The organism is Streptomyces sp. SID3343 (genome assembly GCF_009865215.1).
Taxonomy (GTDB): domain Bacteria; phylum Actinomycetota; class Actinomycetes; order Streptomycetales; family Streptomycetaceae; genus Embleya.
Genome location: NZ_WWJX01000326.1, coordinates 1 through 1,202 on the forward strand (window position 1 = coordinate 1; position 1,202 = coordinate 1,202).

A 1,202-nucleotide genomic window follows, 5' to 3' on the forward strand; every position below is an offset into this window, starting at 1 on the left:
GGTCGGCGGTCGGCGGTCGGCGGTCGGCGGTCAACCACGAAACCCCGCCCACCACTCGGGGGTTGCGGCTTTGTGGTCGACGGGTCAGTCGTCCGAGGCGAGCGCGGCGGGGAAGCCGCCGGTGGCGATCGGGCCCCAGCGCTCGATGGTGATGCGGATCAGGGACTTGTTCTGCTTGCGCATCGCCTCGCGGTACTCGTCCCAGTCGGGGTGCTCGCCGCTGATGCAGCGGAAGTACTCGACCAGCGGTTCCAGCGCTTCGGGCAGGTCGAGGACCTCGGCGCGGCCGTCTACCTGTACGTACGCGCCGTTCCAGTCGTCGGACAGGACGCAGATCGACACCCGCTCGTCGCGCCGGAGGTTCCGGGCCTTGACCCGATCGTGGTACGTGGAGACGACGATCCGGCCCTCGACGTCGACGCCACACGTCACCGGTGACAGTTGCGGACGCTCGTCCACGCGGGTGGTGGCGAGCAGGCCGCGGTGACGGGGACGCAGAAAGTCGAGCAGTTCGGCGCGTTCGGGGTGGTGGGCGGTGGCGATGGTGCGGGCCATGGCAGAGGTCCTTCCGTGGTGCGAGGCGCGGTATCGGCTTCGACGTTACTGCGGGTGGCCGACGCTGAGCGTCAGGTCCTTCCAGTCGTCGAAGTCGCGGCGCAGCGCGTCGAGCTTGGCGTGGGCGATGTCCGGTGCATCCTCGCCCAGGAGCAGCCGAAGCTGCGGCTCGGGCGAGCGTACGGCCGCGATGATCGCTTCGGCGGCGCGGGCCTCGGGGCGCCCGGCCGGCTACCGTGGCGGGCGAGGGACGCCTCGCGGCGTTTACCGGCGGTCTCCGCGTAGTCGGCGATGGTGGTGCCGGGCCGCTGCATCGACAAGCCCAGCCAGTTCGTTCGGAAGGCGCCGAGCTCGACGACGACCTTGATGCCGACAGCGGAAACGCGAGCCGGAGCAGGAGCAGGCCGAAGCAGGAGCAGGAGCAGGAGCGAGAACGGGGCCGGAGCCGGTAGCGGTGGTGCCTGTGCTCGTGTCGGGTGCCAGTGCACAAGCGGTACGCACTTGAAAGCCCGAGCCGCACGGCCGCCGACAAGGCGAGGCCGAGACCGACGCACAACCGACCGGCGAGATCCGATCCGGAAGCACGGCGCAACTGCGAGGCCAGTGACGGAAAGCTCGGCGTTGCCGGCGCTGACGCGCCGAGACCG

Annotated in this window: 1 protein-coding gene; it reads right to left on the reverse strand. The window is 70.5% G+C overall.

Features of this window, described 5'->3' with window-relative positions; all coding sequences use genetic code 11:
- Window positions 1-84: 84 nt before the first annotated feature.
- Window positions 85-555 (reverse strand): PPOX class F420-dependent oxidoreductase, encoded by a 471-nt coding sequence (locus GT354_RS11010; protein ID WP_161356103.1) that lies wholly within the window; start codon window positions 553-555, stop codon window positions 85-87.
- Window positions 556-1,202 lie beyond the last annotated feature (647 nt).

What these genes read in the sequence shown, in the direction of transcription:
- GT354_RS11010 (WP_161356103.1), bottom strand. Translation starts at nt 555, where the DNA reads ATGGCCCGCACCATCGCCACCGCCCACCACCCCGAACGCGCCGAACTG.